Annotated in this window: 18 protein-coding genes and 2 pseudogenes; 7 read left to right on the top strand and 13 right to left on the bottom strand. The window is 60.1% G+C overall.

Annotated elements, in window-relative coordinates:
- Positions 1 to 417: 417 nt before the first annotated feature.
- The gene (locus tag ACZZ0D_RS06400; RefSeq protein WP_463552715.1) at positions 418 to 1,386 is read left to right on the top strand and encodes a nucleoside-specific channel-forming protein Tsx; all 969 of its coding nucleotides are present in this window, start codon (positions 418 to 420) and stop codon (positions 1,384 to 1,386) included.
- A 450-nt stretch (positions 1,387 to 1,836) separates the two neighbouring features.
- A complete protein-coding gene (locus ACZZ0D_RS06395; RefSeq protein WP_212551626.1) occupies positions 1,837 to 2,196 on the top strand; it encodes a DUF6124 family protein in 360 nt (119 codons plus the stop codon).
- 146 nt (positions 2,197 to 2,342) lie between these two features.
- Here ACZZ0D_RS06395 and ACZZ0D_RS06390 read toward each other — a convergent pair whose 3' ends face one another.
- The 3 genes from ACZZ0D_RS06390 to ACZZ0D_RS06380 all read right to left on the bottom strand — a co-directional run bounded on the left by ACZZ0D_RS06390 (position 2,343) and on the right by ACZZ0D_RS06380 (position 4,508).
- A complete protein-coding gene (locus ACZZ0D_RS06390; RefSeq protein ID WP_463552714.1) occupies positions 2,343 to 3,299 on the bottom strand; it encodes a quinone oxidoreductase family protein in 957 nt (318 codons plus the stop codon).
- 30 nt (positions 3,300 to 3,329) lie between these two features.
- On the bottom strand, positions 3,330 to 3,503 hold the full coding sequence (locus tag ACZZ0D_RS06385) for a DUF1427 family protein (RefSeq protein ID WP_082341460.1): 174 nt from the start codon (positions 3,501 to 3,503) through the stop codon (positions 3,330 to 3,332).
- Between the two features lie 231 nt (positions 3,504 to 3,734).
- On the bottom strand, positions 3,735 to 4,508 hold the full coding sequence (locus ACZZ0D_RS06380) for an AraC family transcriptional regulator (RefSeq protein ID WP_212545678.1): 774 nt from the start codon (positions 4,506 to 4,508) through the stop codon (positions 3,735 to 3,737).
- A gap of 136 nt (positions 4,509 to 4,644) precedes the next feature.
- Between ACZZ0D_RS06380 and ACZZ0D_RS06375 the strand changes: the two genes are divergently transcribed.
- Both ACZZ0D_RS06375 and ACZZ0D_RS06370 read left to right on the top strand, forming a co-directional pair.
- Complete coding sequence (locus ACZZ0D_RS06375; protein WP_053121910.1) at positions 4,645 to 4,872, top strand: DUF6555 family protein; 228 nt, start codon at positions 4,645 to 4,647, stop codon at positions 4,870 to 4,872.
- Positions 4,873 to 4,909: 37 nt separating this feature from the next.
- Positions 4,910 to 5,185 carry a hypothetical protein gene (locus tag ACZZ0D_RS06370; protein ID WP_053121912.1) on the top strand — a complete coding sequence of 92 codons (276 nt, stop codon included), beginning with the start codon at positions 4,910 to 4,912 and terminating at the stop codon, positions 5,183 to 5,185.
- Between the two features lie 23 nt (positions 5,186 to 5,208).
- Here ACZZ0D_RS06370 and ACZZ0D_RS06365 read toward each other — a convergent pair whose 3' ends face one another.
- The 3 genes from ACZZ0D_RS06365 to ACZZ0D_RS06355 all read right to left on the bottom strand — a co-directional run bounded on the left by ACZZ0D_RS06365 (position 5,209) and on the right by ACZZ0D_RS06355 (position 7,330).
- Complete coding sequence (locus ACZZ0D_RS06365; RefSeq protein WP_463552713.1) at positions 5,209 to 5,376, bottom strand: metallothionein; 168 nt, start codon at positions 5,374 to 5,376, stop codon at positions 5,209 to 5,211.
- 1,010 nt (positions 5,377 to 6,386) lie between these two features.
- Positions 6,387 to 6,845: a DMT family transporter gene (locus tag ACZZ0D_RS06360; protein WP_463552712.1), complete on the bottom strand. Its 459-nt coding sequence runs from the start codon at positions 6,843 to 6,845 to the stop codon at positions 6,387 to 6,389.
- Positions 6,845 to 7,330, bottom strand: a complete 486-nt coding sequence (locus tag ACZZ0D_RS06355; RefSeq protein WP_053121916.1) for a DMT family transporter — start codon at positions 7,328 to 7,330, stop codon at positions 6,845 to 6,847. The genes ACZZ0D_RS06360 and ACZZ0D_RS06355 overlap by 1 nt, the downstream gene beginning before the upstream one ends.
- Positions 7,331 to 7,442: 112 nt before the next feature.
- On the opposite strand from ACZZ0D_RS06355, the gene ACZZ0D_RS06350 reads away from it, so the two are divergent.
- Positions 7,443 to 8,378, top strand: coding sequence for a LysR family transcriptional regulator (locus tag ACZZ0D_RS06350; protein WP_463552711.1), 936 nt, complete (start codon positions 7,443 to 7,445; stop codon positions 8,376 to 8,378).
- A gap of 106 nt (positions 8,379 to 8,484) precedes the next feature.
- Here ACZZ0D_RS06350 and ACZZ0D_RS06345 read toward each other — a convergent pair whose 3' ends face one another.
- The 3 genes and pseudogenes from ACZZ0D_RS06345 to ACZZ0D_RS06335 all read right to left on the bottom strand — a co-directional run bounded on the left by ACZZ0D_RS06345 (position 8,485) and on the right by ACZZ0D_RS06335 (position 11,685).
- Positions 8,485 to 9,240 carry a methyl-accepting chemotaxis protein gene (locus ACZZ0D_RS06345; RefSeq protein WP_463554765.1) on the bottom strand — a complete coding sequence of 252 codons (756 nt, stop codon included), beginning with the start codon at positions 9,238 to 9,240 and terminating at the stop codon, positions 8,485 to 8,487.
- 102 nt (positions 9,241 to 9,342) lie between these two features.
- Positions 9,343 to 10,167 (bottom strand): annotated as a pseudogene (locus ACZZ0D_RS06340) (cache domain-containing protein); the annotation flags it as partial.
- A 201-nt stretch (positions 10,168 to 10,368) separates the two neighbouring features.
- Entirely contained in the window at positions 10,369 to 11,685 is a 1,317-nt protein-coding gene (locus tag ACZZ0D_RS06335) for a Na+/H+ antiporter family protein (protein ID WP_463552710.1), read from the bottom strand.
- Between the two features lie 317 nt (positions 11,686 to 12,002).
- On the opposite strand from ACZZ0D_RS06335, the pseudogene ACZZ0D_RS06330 reads away from it, so the two are divergent.
- Together ACZZ0D_RS06330 and ACZZ0D_RS06325 are read left to right on the top strand one after the other, a co-directional pair.
- A pseudogene (locus ACZZ0D_RS06330) lies at positions 12,003 to 13,529 on the top strand (PDC sensor domain-containing protein); the annotation flags it as partial.
- Positions 13,530 to 13,631: 102 nt separating this feature from the next.
- Positions 13,632 to 14,387, top strand: a complete 756-nt coding sequence (locus ACZZ0D_RS06325; RefSeq protein ID WP_371926052.1) for a methyl-accepting chemotaxis protein — start codon at positions 13,632 to 13,634, stop codon at positions 14,385 to 14,387.
- 206 nt (positions 14,388 to 14,593) lie between these two features.
- On the opposite strand, the gene ACZZ0D_RS06320 is transcribed toward ACZZ0D_RS06325, so the two are convergent.
- The 4 genes from ACZZ0D_RS06320 to ACZZ0D_RS06305 are packed head-to-tail and all read right to left on the bottom strand — an operon-like array spanning position 14,594 to position 17,195.
- A complete protein-coding gene (locus tag ACZZ0D_RS06320; protein ID WP_463552709.1) occupies positions 14,594 to 15,907 on the bottom strand; it encodes a sensor histidine kinase in 1,314 nt (437 codons plus the stop codon).
- A complete protein-coding gene (locus tag ACZZ0D_RS06315; protein WP_053121928.1) occupies positions 15,904 to 16,572 on the bottom strand; it encodes a response regulator transcription factor in 669 nt (222 codons plus the stop codon). Before ACZZ0D_RS06315 ends, ACZZ0D_RS06320 begins: the two co-directional genes overlap by 4 nt.
- Positions 16,573 to 16,575: 3 nt before the next feature.
- A complete protein-coding gene (locus ACZZ0D_RS06310; protein WP_053121930.1) occupies positions 16,576 to 16,887 on the bottom strand; it encodes a PepSY domain-containing protein in 312 nt (103 codons plus the stop codon).
- Positions 16,887 to 17,195 (bottom strand): PepSY domain-containing protein, encoded by a 309-nt coding sequence (locus tag ACZZ0D_RS06305; RefSeq protein ID WP_463552708.1) that lies wholly within the window; start codon positions 17,193 to 17,195, stop codon positions 16,887 to 16,889. Before ACZZ0D_RS06305 ends, ACZZ0D_RS06310 begins: the two co-directional genes overlap by 1 nt.
- Positions 17,196 to 17,315: the final 120 nt, after the last annotated feature.

Raw genomic sequence — 17,315 nt, 5'->3', positions numbered from 1 at the left:
TGACACACGCTAGTTGATGCCCTGCAATGGGGCCTTGGTTAAATGGCATTAATACTTTGGTGCTAGAGCAGTCTGGAATAAGCCTTTCCACCTTTCCGAATCAGTAGAAGAACCCCTGTGGCGAGGGGATTTATCCCCGTTGGGTCGCGCAGCGGCCCCAAAAAAAGAGGGCCCGCTGCGCAGGCCAACGGGGATAAATCCCCTCGCCACAAGACATATTCCAAGCATGAATTTGTGGCCCGCCCCTCAGTTGACCGATCCATCAGAAAAACCCGCAAAACCCCCAACATTTCAGCCCGTTGAAATAATTGGTACGCCTTGTGCAAACGTTTGCGCAGCGTCAATCACGGCATTTTCGTAACAAAACCCTACAGACCCGCAGAACGCCGGGCCTTGATCTGCAAAAAAGGACTTTGAATGCACGCCGCACTCCCCCCTCGCGCTCCGTTTGCGCGCACGCTGACTGTTTCCTTGCTACTGACCGGCGTTACCGGACTTCTCAGCCACAGCGTTTTCGCGCAACCCGCTCAGCCCGTTCTGCCGGAAGAATCCGCCCAAGGCGAAGCACTCAGCCCGGAAGCGAGCCCGCCGAAAAAAGGCGCGTACCTGTCGGATTGGTACAACCAGGACTTGATGCTGATTGGCAGCAAAGACATCAGCTTCGGCCCGCAACCGGCTGACGACATTTATCTGGAATACGAGTACTTCGGTCGCAAAGGCCCGTTTGAACTGTACGGCTACGTCGACATCCCGAAGATCTTCAACATCGGCAACAGCCACGACAAAGGCGTGTGGGATCACGGCTCGCCGCTGTTCATGGAACACGAACCGCGCATCTCCATCGACTACCTTGCCGGCCGCAGCCTGGCCATCGGCCCGTTCAAGGAATGGTACGTCGCGTTCGACTGGATCTACGACCACGGCAGCCGCAAGGAAAACCGCGCCAACACCCTCTACAGCGGTTTCGGCACCGACATCCACACGCACTCGCGGGTCAACCTGTCGGCCAACCTCTACGGCCGTTATCAGTGGGAAAACTACGGCGCGAGCAACGAATACTCGTGGGACGGCTACCGCGCCCAACTCAAATACATCGTGCCCATCGACAAATTCAGCAACGGCGCCTCACTGACCTACATCGGCTTCACCAACTTCGACTTCGGCTCCGAGATCCACAAAGACAACCCGGCGCGAACAGCCAATGCGACGGTAGCGACCAACGTGTTGCTGTACTCGTTCACGCATTTGCGCTTCACGCTGGTGGGCCGCTATTTCCACAATGGCGGCAATTGGGAAGACGGCAGCGAGCTGAATTTCGGCGACGGCAACTTCCGCGCACGCTCGAATGGCTGGGGGTATTACGCGGGCGTGGGCTACCAGTTTTAAGGGACACCGATCAAAAGATCGCAGCCTTCGGCAGCTCCTACACAGAATTCACGTTCGCCCTGTAGGAGCTGCCGAAGGCTGCGATCTTTTGATGTTAAACATGGATGTTTAACAGACACCTGCAGAAACTCTCCGAGGCTACACAACCTTGCGCCATTGCCTACAGCTACGCCAGAATCCGCCGGCTTGTGCGCCTTGAGGGCGGGCCTTATCGTTTGTAGGTCGCTGACGAATCAGCGATCGGATTTGACCGTCCGCCCAAAATCAAGGCGCGCCAGCGTCCAGGACAGATTTCAGAGTTTCTGAAACTTCATGTCGCGGTAGCTGTGCGTGGGACACCTTCGGGTGTGCCGGATTCCTTGATGTCCGGTCGGTCAACCCGCGTACAGCTGCCACCCTGTTTCGATTGACCGCGAACGGTGGCGGCTCCATGCATCAAGGAGCTTCACCATGTTCAAACCAACACCCAACCCACCCGACATCGACGCTACCTCCCCCTACGAATCCCCCCATTCACGCAAACTCCACGACGCCGCTGAACGCGCGCTCGATCACTACCTTTGCCCCGGTGCGACTCACGATGATCCGCGTCTGCCGAGCCTGATGTTCGTCATCGCGCCCAATATCAAAACCGAAGATCTGCTGGCCCACGCGTGTGAGTCGATGGCTTCGGCGAGTGTGATGCTCAGTGATTTTGCCGGGGCGCTCGACACGCCGTATCGCCACACGTTGCTGGGGATTCAGCAGGTGGTGATGCTCGGGGAACTGGCGGTGAATCGGGCGCTGGATAATCTGGAAGTGCCCGCGTAATTCCAGACACTGCAACCCTTGTGGGAGCGGGCTTGCTCGCGAATGCGGTCTGTCAGTCAACATCGCTATTGACTGACACGGCCTCTTCGCGAGCAAGCCCGCTCCCACAGGGGGGTATTGCGATGTTTGAGAGATATTTTTACGGATCAGGGAATCAGGATGATTTTGTCGCCGCCGCCCTGATTCACTTCGCTGTAGCGCGCCAGGCCGTCGGCCAGTGGTGATTCGACCAGGCCTTGCGGCAACGGCAGCGAGCCTTCGTCGAAGAGTTGGCCGAACTGGTTCAACATCGCTGCGCAGGCTTCGACGCCGTAGAGCAATGTGTTGACGCCGACCACCGAACCGCCCTTGCGATATAACGCCAGTGCCGGCAACTGCACTTGGCCGTCCACCGGTGCGGCGATGATTGCGATTCGGCCGAAGATTGCCAGCGCTGCCACCGAGGCGGGCAGCCAGAAACCGGTGGTGTCGAAGATCACTTCGGCGCCGCCCTGATACACCGCGTTGACCTGCGCGCCGAGGTCTTCGGGTTTATCCAGTTGAATCGTCTGATAGCCCTGCGCGTGCAACTCGGCCACCTGCTCCGGACGCCGCGCCGCTGCCAGAATTTTTGCACCGCGCACTTTGGCCAAGGCCAATGCCGCTGTGGCGACCGCACCGCCGCCAATCACCAGCAAACGCGTGTCGGCTTTGACGAGGCTGCGCTCCAACGCATCCCACGCCGTGGTGTACGGCACGCCGAGGCTGGCGGCCTGGGTGAAGCTCAGACGCGACGGCTTGAGGGCGACTCCGTTGGCCGGCAGTTTGACGAATTGCGCGTGGGAACCGTCGGCGAAAAAGCCCAGCTCACGGCCCGTGCCCCAGACTTCCTGACCGATCAACGCTTGCGGGCCTTCGACCACAACACCGGCGAAATCGCGCCCGGGAATCCGTGGCAACGTGGTGTAAGGGAAACGTCCGAGCACATTTTTCACGTCGCTGGGGTTAAGGCCGGCCGCTTTGATCTGCACCAGGACTTCATCGGCGCCAGCAACCGGGGTCGGCACCTCGACGAAGCGCAGGGAGGACAGGTCGCCGGTTTTATCGAATTGCAGTGCTTTCATGGAGTGATCCACCGAAGGAGAAAGGAAGATTCAGGACAACCAAGCGGCCACCCATTGCCGGCCCATTGGCCACAGCTGCTCACCCGCAAGCATGCCGAGCAGACCGACCAGCGCGATGGCCGGCGGCGCGGGAGAACGGAAGTCGAGCGCGCCGTACAACAGGCCAACGCCGAGACCGATGGCCAGCGAAATCAGGTAGTTCATGTGGAGAACTCTGCCGTTTGAAAGGAATGGGCAGAGTGTAGGGAGGCGGGCTGGATGGCGTCGGTCAAGGACTTCTGAATTTCGGACAGAATGACTGACACACCACAAAACCCTGTGGGAGCGGGCTTGCTCGCGAAGGCGGAGTGTCAGTTGGTGATGCATGGGCTGACACACCGCTTTCGCGAGCAAGCCCGCTCCCACATTGGATCTGTGTGGGTTTGAGGGTTGGCGTTACAACGTGAACTGTGACGGGGCGACGCCCAGTTCGCGGCGGAACATGTCGCTGAAGCTGCTCGGGGAATAGCCGAGTTCGCGGGCAATCACACTCACCGCTACGCCTTGAATCAACTCCGCCACCGCCGTCGCCAGTTGCACCTGCCGCCGCCACTCGGCGAAGCCCATGCCCAGACTGTCCTTGAACAGCCGCGCCAACGTGCGCACGCTGGCCCCGGCGTTTTCCGCGTGCTGTTCGAACGGGATCTCCAGCGACGGCGCGGCCATCACCGCCTGGCAAAGATTCATCAGGCGCCGATCGGAATCATCCGGCATCGGGATTTTCAGCTGCGAACGCCTTGCGCGCTGCAACTCCAGCAGCGCCAAGCCAACCAGCGCCTCGTAATACGCTGGCTCACCGCTGTCGCCCTGCTCCACCAGTCCGACGATCAACTCGCGCAGCAAACCACCGACCTCGATCACCTGCACCGTCTGATCCAGCGTCGCCGCCAGCGCCGGGCGCAGGTAGATATTGCGCATCTGCAAATCCGACACAACGCGAATCCCGTGCGGCACCCCGGGCGGCAACCACACCGCGCGCTGCGGCGGCACCACCAGCGCTTCATGCGGCGTCTCGACCCACATCACCCCGCTCATCGCGTACAGCAACTGGCCCCAGTCATGCTCATGCGGCTCGATAAACAACCCGCGCGGATACGTGCGCGCCAGCGGTTGCACGGGCACATCGATGTCAGTGAAATCGGGGGGCGTGGCGAGGGCCATGGTGAGCATTCATTGGGGTTGACGGAGCCGCCATGGTAACCAGTCGCCCGAAACCTCGCCAACGATAGATACCGTCGGACAATCCGAATGAATTTTCCCGGTGCTCAACGATCCCTCTATTACCACAGGGAGGAATACTGGCTTTATGAACAACGCAAAACTCTACGTCATCGAGTACACCCTTCACGGCACAGCCAAGTCGTTCATTATCCGCTCGGACAAAATGGACAACACTGAGGCGTGGCATTGGGCGAGTTGCGATGCCGGCGTGGGTCGCATTCCGCGCTTTGGTCGTGAAAAAGTACAGAAGACCAGCAAACCGATGGCGGAAAAATTCGGCGTGGAAAACGTCGTCTGGCGACCGACCAGCTAAGCTCAGCCTGCACGCGAACATTCGGGGGAATGCAACCATGATCGATTTCAGCAGCAGCCCGGCGCATCTGGACTACGGCCTCGACACATTGTTTGGGCGTATCACCAAAAGCGTGGATTGCCGCGTGGGTCTGGAAGCGGTCGACGATGATCCGTATTGCTTCGCCCTGAGAGTGCCAGCGCCGTTACCGGAAGACCTCGACCAGGCGAAAACCGTGGTGGTTCGGGTTGAGGGGCGGCGATTGCAAGGCACGGTGCGGCATACCGAGCGGCTGGATGATGAAAGTCTGAAACTGGAAGTGGAGCCTGATTAGGCTCCACTTTTTTTTGCCTGTGTTTATTTGGGATGTGCGCAGTGGCAGCCTTTGCTTGAGCATTCTTCGCCACCTTTGTGGTGGTGGGCGCAGGCTTCGCAGCAGTAGTGTTTGCCGTGTATGGCGTAGGCATGATCGCCTTCTTTGATGGTGCATTTGCAGTTTGGGCAATCGCATTTTCTATCGGGCATGGGGGCAGACTCCTTTGGGTGGTGGTTGTCTGGGGCTTTTAGGTAAGCCGTGATATCCAGTGTAGGAGCTGCCGAAGGCTGCGATCTTTTGATTTTGCTTGTTTGGGTTTTTGGGGGTTTTGGGGGTTTTGGGCTTTGGGGTTTTGGGGGCATATCCGTTGCTGCGGGTGGGGCTTCTGGCGGTTTCGCTCTTACAGCGACTCACTTTTCCAGACGCCGAAAAGTAAGCAAAAGGCTTGGCCCCCGGCGTACGGCACTTCGCCTAGGCTCAGTGTTCCCTCGCTACGGTGCCCATCCGGGGACATCGCCTACGGTTTGCTTCGCTGCACCTCCTCTCGATGTATGCGGCTACGCCGCACGGCGCTGCGCGCCTACCCCGGATGAACACCTACGCTCGGCCTGCCGATGGGGGCCAAAATCAAGAGCCAGAGCAAAAGCCAGATCAAGAGCCAGATCAAGAGCCACAGCAAAAGCCAGATCAAGAGCCCCTCACCCTAGCCCTCTCCCGGAGGGAGAGGGGACTGATCGGGGTGTTTGGGCGAAATACGCCGACTTGAGATACCGAGTTGAACGCACATTTTGAAAGGCCCACCATCGGCTCCCTCTCCCTCGGGAGAGGGCTGGGGTGAGGGGCGAATCCAACGCAAATCAAAAAGCCGTGTGCGCCCCGCTCTTCACCACTCAATAGGCCGAGTGTCAGCTCGCCTGCTCTTGATCTTAGAGCCCGTCGGCAGGCTGAGTGGAGGGATCGATCCGGGGGTGGGAGCGCAGCGACCGTTTGGCGCAGCCAAACACAGCGAGAGGAGGTGCAGCGAAGCAAACCGTAGGCGCTGCCCCCCGGATCGATCCCGCAGCGAAGGAACCCCGAGCCCCAGCGAGCGGGCCGAACGTCAGGGCACAGACCTTTTGGTTACTTTTTGGGGCGTTTGCCAAAAGTGACCCGCCGTAAGGGCGGAACCATAATCAGCCATCACCGCAGCAACGGATATGCCCCCCCCCAAAAAACAAAATCAATCAGAGCTACGCACACTACTCCGATACATAAACACCAAAGCCCCCGCCAAAAGCACCATCGCCAACACCCGACTCCCCGACAACTCAATCGCCGGATTCCCGAACCAGCCAAAATTATCAATCAACATCCCCATCCCCAACTGCCCGACAATCACCGCCACCGTCGCCACCGCCGTCCCCACCCGCGGCACCGCGCCCACCATGACAATCATATAAACCACCCCAAACAGCGCCCCACACAACTGCCACTTCGGCACATCCATCAACCCCACCGCATGCGCCGGCTCAAAAAACAAAATCAACAACCCGGTCACCAACGCACCCACAGCAAACGTCAACAAACTACTGCGCAACACACCAACGGTTTCCCCCAAGCGCCCATTGATCGCCGCCTGAACACTCAACACCGCACCCGCCGCAACAACCACGGCCAACAAAATAATCAGATTCATCATCAACCCCGCGCAATCAAAACAAGTGCCGCGACAATCAACAGCAACGCCAACCAACGCTCACCGTTGACCTTCTTGCGCGTTGCCCCGAACCAGCCGAAATGATCGATCAACACACTCTTGCCGACCTGCCCGGAAAGAATCGCGATCATCGTCATGGCGATACCAATGTGCGGCGTGGCCAGGGTCAGCACCACCACATAAATCGGCCCGAGCAAACCACCGATCAACTGCCAGCGCGGCAGTGTGTTCAGCGCTGGCCCTTTCTGTGGCCCCGCAAACAACAGCAGCAAAAACAGAATCGCCGAGCCCACCCCAAAGATGCTCAACGTCGCCCACAAATGCCCGACCTGCGCACCCAACGGCCCGAGCAAACCCGCCTCCACCGACAAACCCATCCCCGCCAGAATCACCAGCGGCAGCAACAATAAGCGCAACCCCGGTTTGGCCACCGGCGGCGCAACACTCACTTCATCCAACGTTTGCATAAATACAATCCAGTCCAGTCAACAATGGCGCGGATTATCGGCTGGCGTCGCTGTGCGATAAATGGGAGCATCCAGACAACACTTTTGCGCAACACGCACAGCAGGAGAGACCATGCACGGCCTCAACGAACTCGGATTCAAAGCGCTGCGACTATTCGTGGCCGTACTCGACCACGGCAGTTTTTCCGAAGTCGCCCGTCGTGAAGGCGTCGCGCCCTCCTCAATCTCGCGACAAATCCAGTTGATGGAGCAAGCACTGAACCAGCAATTGCTCTACCGCCACACCCGCGCAGTCACGCCAACCGAAGCCGGGCGCATGCTCGGCCATCACGCGCGGCTGGTGTTGGTGCAATTGGAAGAAGCCGAACAAGCGTTGCAGGAACAGCAAAGCGAACCCACCGGCCTGGTGCGCATCAACGCCCCGGTGGTGTTCGGCCAGCGCCATCTGACGCCGTGGCTGGGCAAGTTGTGCGCGCGCTATCCGAAGCTGCAACTGGATATTCAGCAGACCGACCATTACGTCGACCCGCTGCAAGAAGGCGCGGATCTGCTGTTCCGCATCGGCCCGCTGCATGACTCCAGCATGCAGGCGCGGATTCTGGCACCGCACCGCTTTCAGGTCGCGGCCAGCCCGGCGTATCTGCAAAAACATGGTATCCCGCGACACCCAGACGATCTCGCCCAACACCAGTGCCTCGCGTACAAAGGCGCGGCCGGACTGCAGCGCTGGTTCTTCCGTCGCGATGGGCAGGACTGGACGCCGTACTCGGTCAAAGGCCCGATCACCGGCAACCACGCCGACACCCTCACCCAAGCCGCCGAACAGGGCTTGGGGCTGGTGATGTTTCCGTCGTGGCTGATTGGCGAAGCGGTGCGCGAAGGCACGTTGGTGCCGGTGTTGGGCGAGTATCAGGTGTCGAACAGTCTGGAGCCGCAGCAGATTGCGGTGCTGTGGCCGGGGAGTCGGCGCTTGTCGGTGAAGGTGCGCACCGTTATCGACTTCTTCATCGAGTGCTTCGGCGAAGTGCCTTATTGGGACAGACCGTAACCCCTGTAGGAGCTGCCGAAGGCTGCGATCTTTTGATCTTGTCTTTTAAAAACACAATCAAAAGATCGCAGCCTTCGGCAGCTCCTACAGTGGGCTGCGTAAAACGTCAGATACGAAACTGGCCAACGAGCTTGCCAAGCCGCTGACCAAGATCCGCCAAACTACGCGAAGTCTGCGCCCCCAATTGCGTCTCATCCGCCACGCTGTCCACCGCTACCGCAATCTGATGCACGCTGCGATTGATCTCTTCCGCCACCGCCGTCTGCTCTTCCGCCGCGCTGGCAATCTGCGCGTTCATCGAGTTGATCGTCGCAATCAACGACGCCATCGTGTCCAGCGAAGCCCCGGCCTGATTGGCCTGCGCCGACGTACCGTCGCCCGCTTCACTGGATCGGCGCATCGCTTCCACCGCCGACTGCGTCCCCGCCTGCAGGCGATCAATCATCCCCTGAATTTCCTGGGTGCTGATTTGCGTGCGACTGGCCAGCGCGCGCACTTCATCCGCCACCACCGCAAACCCACGCCCGGCCTCGCCAGCCCGCGCCGCTTCGATCGCCGCGTTCAGTGCGAGCAGGTTGGTCTGCTCGGCAATCGAACGAATCACCCCGAGCACGCCGACAATCGAGCTCACGTCCTGCTGCAAGCTGTCCAGCGACACGCCGCTGCTGCGGATGTCATCGACCAACGCATGAATCTGTTTGATGCTGCCCGCCACCACGCGTTTGGCGCTCTGGCCTTCTTCGTCAGTCTGCTGGGCAGCGACGGCGGCGTTCTGCGCGCTCTTCGCCACTTCCTGCGCGGCGGCGGACATTTCGTTGATCGCCGTTGCCACCTGATCGGTCTCGTGACGCTGGCGCTCCATCGCCTGATCCGAGCGCTGCGCCTGATCCGAGACTTGCGTCACCAGCCCGGTGAGTTGCGTGGTCATCTCGGTGATCTGCCGCACCAGTCCGTGAATCTTGTCGACGAAGCGGTTGAACGAGCCGGCCAGTTCGCCGAGTTCGTCCTGACTGGTGATGTTCAGACGACGGGTCAGATCGCCCTCGCCCGCCGCGATGTCATCGAGATTCGCCTTCATCAGCGTCAGCGGACGCAAAATGGTATTGGCCAGCAACATGCCCGCCGCCGCGATCACCAACAGCACCACCACCGCAACGCCGACGATGCTCAGCACCACGCCTTGCATGCGTTCCTGCACTTGCGTTTGCACCAGCGCCACTTGCGCTTCGATGCCGTCGAGGTTGACCGAGGTACCGACCGCCATGTCCCACTTCGCCAGGTATTCGGTGTACCCGAGTTTCGGCACCAGCACTTGCGCGTTGCCTGGCAGCGGCGAGCTGTATTGCAGATAGTGCGTGCCGTCCTTCGCCACTTTCACCAGGCCCTGGTTGACGTAAACGCCGTTCGGGTCGCGGTTGTCCTTGAAGCTTTTGCCCACGCCTTCCGGATCGTTGGCCTTGAACAGGCGCACGGTCTCGGAGTCGTACCCGAAGAAGTAGCCGTCCTTGCCGTAGCGAATGCCCGAGAGCAGTTTGATCGCCTGCGCGCGCGCCGCGTCATCGCCGGGGGCGGCAGCGTCGTACAGCGGTTTGATCGTGGTCATGGCCACGGCGACGTAACTTTGCAGAGTGGCTTTGGCGTCGCCGAGCAAGCGCTCGCGGGTCTGCTCGACCTCGTTGTGCGCCTGTTGCTGAAGGATGAACAGCGTGGTCAGGCTGATGACCAGCGCAAAGAGCAACACCGGCAGGACGGCGAGGGACAGGACTTTGGCCTTGAGGCTCAGGCGCATTGGGGGGCTCACTCTTTTGGTTTTATTGGCGTGGTTAAAGGCTTTAACGGCACGCAAAAGCAAAAGTTGAATCGTGAGGCTCACCCCATTCCCCCTGTGGGGCGGGCTTGCTCGCGAATGCGCTGTGTCAGTTAACAATGACGGTGACTGACAGGACGCCTTCGCGAGCAAGCCCGCTCCCACAGTTGGGATTTATGGTGCTTAGAGAACCATCGCGGCCACCCAGCCGAACGCCAGCAGCGGCAGGTTGTAGTGCAGGAACGTCGGCACCACCGTGTCCCAGATGTGGTGATGCTGGCCGTCGATGTTCAAACCGGAGGTCGGGCCCAAGGTCGAATCCGACGCCGGCGAACCAGCATCGCCCAATGCGCCCGCCGTGCCGACAATGCACACGATCGCCAGCGGGCTGAAGCCCAGTTGCACGCACAGCGGCACAAAAATCGCCGCCAGAATCGGCACGGTAGAAAACGACGAACCGATGCCCATGGTCACCAGCAAGCCCACCAGCAACATCAGCAGCGCGCCAACGCCTTTGCTGTGGTTGATCCACGACGCCGACGACTCGACCAGCGTCTGCACTTCGCCGGTGGCCTTCATCACTTCGGCAAAGCCGGACGCGGCGATCATGATGAAGCCGATCATCGCCATCATCTTCATGCCTTCGGTGAACAGGTCGTCGGTCTCGCGCCACTTCACAATGCCCGACACCGAGAAGATCAGGAAGCCAACCAGCGCACCGATAATCATCGAGTCCAACAGCAGTTGCACGATGAACGCTGCGGCAATCGCCACGCCGGCAATCATCAGGCTCAGCGGGTTGTACTGCACCGCCACTTGCTCGACTTGCTCGATTTTCTTCAGGTCATACACGCGCTTCTTGCGGTAGCTGAAAAACGCCATCGCCAGACCGAAGACCATGCCCAACGCCGGAATGCCCATGGCGTGGGTGACATTGATGCCGCTGATGTCGACGCCGCTGCGCGCGACGTTGGCCAGCAGGATTTCATTGAGGAAGATGTTGCCGAAACCGACAGGCAGGAACATGTACGGGGTGATCAGACCAAAGGTCATGACGCAGGCGATCAAGCGGCGGTCGAGTTGCAGCTTGGTCAGTACATATAAAAGCGGTGGCACCAGCAGCGGAATAAACGCGATGTGGATCGGCAGAATGTTCTGCGAGGCAATCGCAACCACCCACAACAGGCCGATCAGCAGCCATTTGACGCTGCCCCCGCCAGTCGCATGTTGGCGATCAACCATCGCCAGTGCCTTGTCGGCCAGCGCGTGGGCCAGGCCCGACTTGGCAATCGCCACGGCGAAAGCGCCGAGCAATGCGTAGGACAACGCCACGGTCGCGCCGCCGCCCAAGCCGCTGTTGAACGCCTTGAGCGTGGCGTCGATACCCAAACCACCGGTCAGGCCGCCGACCAGCGCGCCGACGATCAAAGCGATCACCACGTGCACGCGCGACAGGCTGAGAATCAGCATGACGCCGACCGCCGCTATGACTGCATTCATTTCACTACCTCAAAAAACACTGCGGTGGACAATCGACCGCCAGACAGAATGAGTCCGCCAACGCTAAACCGGCGGATTTGCAAAGAGGGTCTTATTAGAAGGGCGCGCACTGTGCCGCAGAGTGGCGGCGGTGTCAAAACATCGAAGGCTACTCACAACCCTCTGATCGTCCCCACGCTCTGCGTGGGAACGCATCAATGGACGCTCTGCGTCCGCTTTGGGACGCGGAGCGTCCCGGGCTGCATTCCCACGCGGAGCGTGGGAACGATCAATATCCGGGGCCAGGCACAACTTTGTGGTGAGGGGATTTATCCCCGATGGGTGGCGAAGCCGCCCCCTGCATTCTTACAGACACAGCGCATTTGCAGGTTTTGCGACTGCTTCGCAGCCGAACGGGGATAAATCCCCTCACCACAGGTTTTGTGTTTGCCCCAAAAAGGTGTTTCAGCCATGGCCTGTGGCAATTAGTCATATTGTGTTTCAGGGATAAAGAAAGCCGATTTGCGGCCGTTACAGTGCAAAGTCGCAGATATTTATCGAATAAGGACGTCTCCATGTCGCTCAGACAACTTTCCATCCAATGGAAAATCACCCTGCTCGCCGGCCTGTGCCTGGCCGGTATCGTGACCCTGTTGGTGGGTCTTTCGCTGTATCGCATGGAGCACAGTTCCGCACTGGTGAAAGCTTCGAGCATGGAAATGCTCACCGAGTCGGCGCAGGCGCGCATCGAGTCCCAGGGCGAAGTGCAATCGGCGGGCATTCGCCAACAATTCATGGACGCCTATCAATACGGCCACGGGTTCTCGCGTCAGGTGTTGTTCTTGCGTGAACAGGCCGAAAAACGCTTCCTCGACGCCTTCGACTTGCGCGAAGACATGACCCGTCAGGTCAAATCCGCGCTACAAGCCAACCCGGATCTGCTGGGTCTGTCGCTGGTGTTCGAAGCCAATGCACTGGACGGCAAGGACGAACTATTCGCCAACCAGGCCGAACTGGGCAGCAACGACAAGGGCCGCTTCGCCCTGTACTGGTCGCAACCAACGCCTGGCAAGGTGACCTCGATGGCGCTGCCGGAAAGCGACATGGCCGACACCAGCACCGGCCCCTCCGGCCAAGCGGCGAACGCCTGGTTCACCTGCCCGCGCACCACGCTGAAACCTTGCGTGATCGAACCGTACTTCTACGTGATCGACGGCCACAACGTGCTGATGACCAGCATCGTGTTCCCGCTGACAGTCGACGGCAAAGTCATCGCCTCCCTGTCGGTCGACATCAACCTCAACAGCCTGCAAGCGACCAGCCAGATCGCGAGCAAGAAGCTCTATGACGGCCAGACCGCCGTGAGCATCATCAGCCCCGCCGGCCTGCTCGCCGGTTACAGCCCGGATGCCGGCAAACTCAGCCAGCGTCTGGATGCGGTGGACAAAACCAGCGGAACTGAGCTGCTGCGTCTGTTGGCCTCGAACAGCAACGTCACCAGCCTGCACAGCAACGGCCAGTTGAAAGTGCTCTCGCCATTCCAACCGATTCCCGGTGGCCCGTCGTGGGGCGTGCTGCTTGATGTGCCGGAAAAAGTTCTGGTCAGCCGCGCCGAAGCGCTCAAGCAACAACTGGACGCGAGCAACACCTCAGGCACGTTGATTGAGCTGAGTCTCGGCGTGCTCGCCGCGCTGATCGGCCTGCTGCTGGTGTGGCTGATGGCGCGCAGCGTGACCAAACCGATCCTCGGTGTGGCGCACATGCTCGAGGACATCGCCAGCGGTGAAGGCGATCTGACCCGCCGTCTGGCCTACGACAAGAAGGACGAACTCGGTCAATTGGCCGGTTGGTTCAACCGCTTCCTCGACAAGCTGCAGCCGATCATTGCCGACGTCAAACGCTCGGTGCAGGACGCTCGCGACACGGCCGATCAGTCCTCGGCCATCGCCACGCAAACCAGCGCCGGCATGGAGCAGCAATACCGTCAGGTCGATCAGGTCGCCACCGCGTCCCACGAAATGAGCGCCACCGCACAAGACGTCGCGCGCAGTGCTGCGCAAGCCGCCGAAGCCGCCAAGGACGCTGACCGCGCCACCCGTCAGGGCCTCACCGTGATCGACCGCACCACCGCGAGCATCGACACCCTCGCCGCCGACATGAGCGCGGCGATGGTGCAGGTCGAGGGCCTTGCCGCGAACAGCGAGAAAATCGGCGCCGTGCTGGAAACCATCCGCGCCATCGCCGAGCAGACCAACCTGCTGGCCCTCAACGCCGCGATTGAAGCGGCGCGTGCCGGTGAAGCCGGACGTGGTTTTGCCGTGGTCGCCGATGAAGTGCGCAACCTCGCACGCCGCACACAGGAGTCGGTGGAAGAAACCCGTCAGGTGATTGAACAACTGCAGACCGGGACGCAGGAAGTGGTCGGTTCGATGGGCAACAGCCATCGTCAGGCGCAGGGCAGTGTTGAACAGGTTGGCCAAGCGGTGACTGCGCTGCGCCAGATCGGCGACGCGGTGACGGTGATCAGCGACATGAACCTGCAAATCGCCAGCGCCGCTGAAGAACAGAGCGCTGTGGCGGAAGAGATCAACAACAACGTGGCGACGATTCGCGATGTGACGGAGTCGTTGTCGGGCCAGGCGAATGAGTCGGCGCGAGTGAGTCAGTCGCTGAACAGCCTGGCGAATCAGCAACAGAGTTTGATGGATCAGTTTCGGGTGTGACCCGGAATTTTGGGGGTGTCAGGTAAATCCTTTCCCCCTCACCCCAGCCCTCTCCCCCAAGGGGTAGAGGGGAAAGGGAGCCGATCTATGTGCTTTTCAAAACCTGAGTTCAACTCGATATCCCAAGTCGGCGTATCTCGGCCATCCAACTCGGTCAGTCCCCTCTCCCTCCGGGAGAGGGTTAGGGTGAGGGGCTTCTGAAAGCCTCACCGCCGAGGCAGTTCAATCAACACTTTCAGCCCGCCCCACTCGCTTTCCATCAACATCAGCGTCCCGCCCCACGTATCAACAATATCGCGCACAATCCCCAGTCCCAACCCATGCCCATGCGTCTGCTCATCCAGCCGCGTCCCCCGACTGAACACCTGCGCGCGCTGTTCTTCTGGGATCCCCGGCCCGTCATCTTCCACGCTCAGGGCAAATCCCTCAGCCGTTTCGACCACGCTCAAACGCACCTCGGCATCCGCCCACTTGCAGGCGTTGTCGAGCAGATTGCCCAGCAGCTCCAGCAAATCCTCACGATCCCACGGCAACTGCAATCCCGTCGGCGCGACATAACTCAACGCCAGATGCTCGCCATGAATCATGTTCAGCGTCGCCAGCAACCCCGGCAGTTCGGCATCGCAATCAAACAACGCACCCGGCAACGCATCGCCAGACAATCGTGCACGATTCAGTTCACGGTTGAGCCGTTGCTGCACCTGTTCCAGTTGTTCGAGAAGAATCTTGCGCAGCTCGGGATGGGCATCGAGTTTCTCGCTCGACGCCAGGCTCAACAGCACCGCCAACGGCGTTTTCAACGCATGCCCGAGATTGCCCAGCGCATTACGCGAACGCTTGAGACTGTCCTCGGTGTGCGCAAGCAAATGGTTGATCTGCGCCACCAGCGGTTCCAGTTCCACCGGCACTTGATCATCCAGTTGTGAACGCTGGCCCTGCTGCAATTGCGCGATCTGCTCGCGAGCCTTTTCCAGCGGCTTCAGTGCGCGGCGCACCGTGAGTCGCTGCAAAAACAGAATCAGCAGCAACGCCGCCAACCCCAGACCGAGGCCAATCTGGCGCATGCGCTGAAAGCTGTCGCTGACCGGCGTGTAATCCTGCGCAACGCTGATCGAAATCGATTGACCCAGACGCCGATAGTCCGAACGCAGCACCAACAAGCGTTGACCGTCCGGGCCCAGTTGCAAGTTGCTGTGCAGACCGGGCTGATCCAGCAGCGGCAGATCCTGATCCCACAGCGAGCGCGAACGCCAGTGGCTGTCGGCAAAATCGATGCGGAAGTAATGCCCGGAAAACGGTCGCTGATACGCCGGCGACAAGTGCCGCTCATCCAGCTGCAACCCCATGGGGCCGCGCACCAGCGCCACCAGCAGAGTTTCACTGTCGTCGCGCAGGCCGGCTTCGAGGTAGCGCTGCAAACCCACTTCGAACAACCACAAACTGGTTTGCGCCAGCACCAGACCGACGATCACCATCACGCTGATCAAACCCAGGCTCAAGCGGCGCTGGATTGACCTCATGAAGCCTGCCCGCCGAACAGGTAACCCTGGCCGCGACGGGTTTCGATCACGCTTTTGCCGAGCTTGCGGCGCAGGTGATTGACGTGGACTTCGAGGACGTTGGAATCGCGCTCGGTTTCACCGTCGTAGAGGTGTTCGGCGAGGTGGCTTTTGGAAAGGATTTGCTCGGGGTGCAGCATGAAATAGCGCAGCAGACGAAACTCGGCGGCGGTCAGTTGAATGTCGGTGCCGTCGCGCACCACGCACTGACGGCCCTCGTCCAGATGCAGGCCGGCGGCTTGCAACGTCGCCTGATTGGACTGGCCCTTGGAGCGGCGCAGCAGCGACTGTATGCGCAGAAACAGCTCTTCGGGGTGAAACGGTTTGGTCAGGTAATCGTCGGCGCCGGCCTTCAGGCCTTCAATGCGTTCGGCCCAGGAATCACGCGCGGTGAGGATCAGCACCGGAATCGCCAGACCGCCCGCGCGCCACTGCGCCAGCACCTCAAGCCCCGGCACACCGGGCAGACCGAGGTCGAGGATGATCAGGTCGTACGGCTCGCTGCTGCCCTGATACAGCGCATCACGGCCGTCCGCCAGCCAATCGACTGCGTAGCCTTGGCGTTGCAGACCGGCGAGCAATTCGTCGGCCAGCGGTACGTGGTCTTCCACCAAAAGCAAACGCATCGATCAATCTTCCTTGTCTTTCACTAATTCACCGGTTTCGGCCTTAAGGTGCAGCTCACGGGCGACACCCTCGACGGTAAGCAACTCGACCTCATAAATGTAGACGTCGTGTTTCTCTTCCAGCTCGACTTCCAGCAGTTTGGCGCCCGGATAACGATCCATTGCCTGCTGCAGCACTTGCTCCAGCGGCAGGATGACGCCCTGGCGACGCAGGTTCAGCGCTTCGTCCTGATCGAGGTCGCGGGCCATCGCCGCCGAGCAAAAAACTACCAGCGCCAGCGCCGTGCGGCTGGTGGCGCGAACATTAAGCTTCATTACGTATCCTGATGATCCTTGAGAACCTGCCCGGTCACCGCGTCTAATTCCAGATCCCAATCGAGACCCTGCGGATCACGCATTTCGACCTGGTAGATGTACTTGCCGTACTCTTCTTCCAGCTCGGTTTCGGTGATCGTCGAGCCCGGATGTTTGGCCAGCGCGGTTGCGTTGAGCTTCTCGAAGGAAACGATAGTACCAGCGTCGCGCAGGCGCAGGGCTTCATCCGGGCCCAGATCGCGGGCGTGGGCGATGCTGGCAGTGAAGCCGATGATCGCGCAAATGGACAGGGCAGTCAGGGTTTTCAAAAGGGTGTCTCCGTATTTTTTATGTATTGCTCACGGTCGGCACCTTAACCAGATGAACTTAACTGAAACTGAATTGCCATCATTCCTCATGCCCAAAAATTTCCTGTAGGAGCTGCCGCA

The sequence above is a fragment of the Pseudomonas sp. AC193 genome (assembly GCF_979258075.1).
Note: the sequence above shows the minus strand (reverse complement) of the source record. Positions and strands in the feature narration are given on the sequence as shown.